Raw genomic sequence first — 2,399 nt, 5'->3', positions numbered from 1 at the left:
ATTCATATGCATATCCGACATATTCAATTACTTTCTCCTCCTTGAAAATCATCCACTGGAAACGATATTTTTTGTAATCGTAGAGCATTTAATATAACGGTTACTGAACTAAGCGCCATCGCTGCACCAGCTAACCAAGGCATCATTAAGCCTGTCATTGCAATKGGAATACCGATAGCATTATAAATTAGCGAACCAACCATATTCTGCTTGATGTTATCGATCGTCTTTCGGCTAATTAGAATGGCTTGAGGTATACGCATTAAATTATTATTCATTAACGTAATATCTGCAGCCTCAATTGCCACATCCGTTCCGTTACTAAGTGCAATGCTAAAGTTAGCACTAGCCAGGGCAGGAGCATCATTAATACCATCGCCAATCATYAACACTTTTTTGCGCGATTTCCTCAAATCTCGGATGACTTGGGCTTTACCTTCAGGGAGAACACCTGAGATCACATGATGAATACCTGCCTTATCCGCTATAATGCGCGCTGTTTCCTCCTGATCTCCTGTTAACATGATCACTTCCTTCCCCATTTTTCTTAACTCTCTGATGGTAGCTACAGATGAGCTCCTTAATTCATCGGTTACTGCCAATACCCCTGCGAATGTTTGATCAATCGCAGCAAGCATGACCGTTTTACCTTCCAGCAAGAGTCTCGAGATTTGATCTTCCCCATCAGCAAAGTTCACCTTATTCGAGAGCAACCAATTCTTAGTCCCAACAATGACCGTATGTTCACCAACTTTGGCCTGAATACCCATTCCAGGATTCGCGGTGAAGTCAGTTGCCTCCATCAATGTTAAATTCTTATTTTGCGCTGCTTGCAAGAGGGCTGCAGCTACAGGGTGCTCGGATAATGTTTCAGCAGAGGCAATAATCCTAAGGAACTCATCCTCTTCTCCTAAGTGAACCATCATATCTGTCAACACTGGTTTTCCCAGTGTAAGTGTCCCTGTTTTATCGAAAACAACGGTATCGGTCTTGTGCAGATTTTCAAGCTGCTCGCTTCGTTTGAATAGAATCCCATGCTCTGCCGCTCTACCTGATCCCGCCATGATTGAAGTAGGTGTTGCCAGCCCTAATGCGCATGGGCAAGCAATCACTAGCACGGAAATTGCCGCTTGCATGGCATCGCCTAAATCCTGTGACGTTAGCCAAACATACCAAACGATAAAGGTAGCAATAGCAATAACAACCACGATTTGAACAAAAAATTCAGAAATAACATCTGCCACTCGCTGTATGGGAGCTTTCGTGCTCTGTGCTTCGCTTACAAGTTGAATAATTTGATGGAGCATTGTCTCCTCGAGTTTTTTATCTACACGAAATGTAACGCTTCCTGTCTTGTTTAGCGTGGCACCGAATACCAAGTCTCCCTCTGTTTTTTTAATTGGAATACTTTCTCCCGTCAGCATAGACTGATCTATGTAGGTTGTCCCCGTTAGAATTACGCCATCAATGGGGATTCGCTCTCCAGGTTTCAATCGAATGACATCATGAATCTGAAGTTCTTCAATCGGAATTAGACTTTCTATGCCATTGCGAACGACTGTGGCTGTTTTAACCTGTAGATTCGTTAACTTTTCAATGGCAAGCCCAGTTCGCCCTTTGGTTATCGCTTCAAGCCATTTTCCCAATTTAATAAACGTAATTAAGAACGCGCTCGTCTCAAAATAGGTCATATTCATAGCCCCTGCAGAAACTGACCATGCTATGGATAGATACACACTGTAGCTGTAAGCTGCTGTGGTACCAATCACCACGAGTACATCCATATTGGGCGTTCTATTACGTATTGCATAATAAGCTCCCTTATAAAAGGGTAATCCAAAAACGAACTGGATCGGAGTAGCTAACAGAAACTGAATCMATGGGTTTAACAATAATGCTGGCACAGGAATAAATGAGGTAAATGTAAAGTGTGTCATCATTGCCCACAAGAGTGGCAAGCATAGAAGTGCGGAAAGAATAACCTCCATTTTCTTGCTTTGTAGGTTTCTTGCATGCTCTTGATGGGTTAGATTCCTCTGCTGAAGTCTAGCTGTGTACCCCAGTGTTTCTACTTTATGAATAATTTGAGCCGTTGAAACATCCTCTTTCGTAAATGCCACGTAGTCTGTTTCCAAAGCTAAATTGATACGAACCTGACTCACCCCAGGAAAGCGTGATATCACTTTTTCGATCCTGTTTGAGCAAGCTGAGCAGGTCATGCCTCCAATATCCAAAACAATATGTTGACTTTCTGACGTAACCATGGAAGTAAATCCTCCAATTCTTTCATAGTGGATTATAAATAGTTCTTTCATATCCACTATAAAGAATTTAAGCAATTTACAAATGACTCGAAAGAGCCATAGTTGTGCCGTATTCGTAATCATTGTGTGAAGATT

The 2,399-nt window shown here is 41.9% G+C and carries 1 protein-coding gene; it reads right to left on the bottom strand.

All coding sequences use genetic code 11. The features are described 5' to 3' along the window. Positions 1 to 23: 23 nt before the first annotated feature. The gene (locus AC1DLM_RS35150) at positions 24 to 2,264 is read right to left on the bottom strand and encodes a heavy metal translocating P-type ATPase (RefSeq protein WP_477572597.1); all 2,241 of its coding nucleotides are present in this window, start codon (positions 2,262 to 2,264) and stop codon (positions 24 to 26) included. Between the last annotated feature and the right edge of the window lie 135 nt (positions 2,265 to 2,399).

It is taken from the genome of Paenibacillus sp. 01T442 (assembly GCF_056398345.1).
Note: the sequence above shows the minus strand (reverse complement) of the source record. Positions and strands in the feature narration are given on the sequence as shown.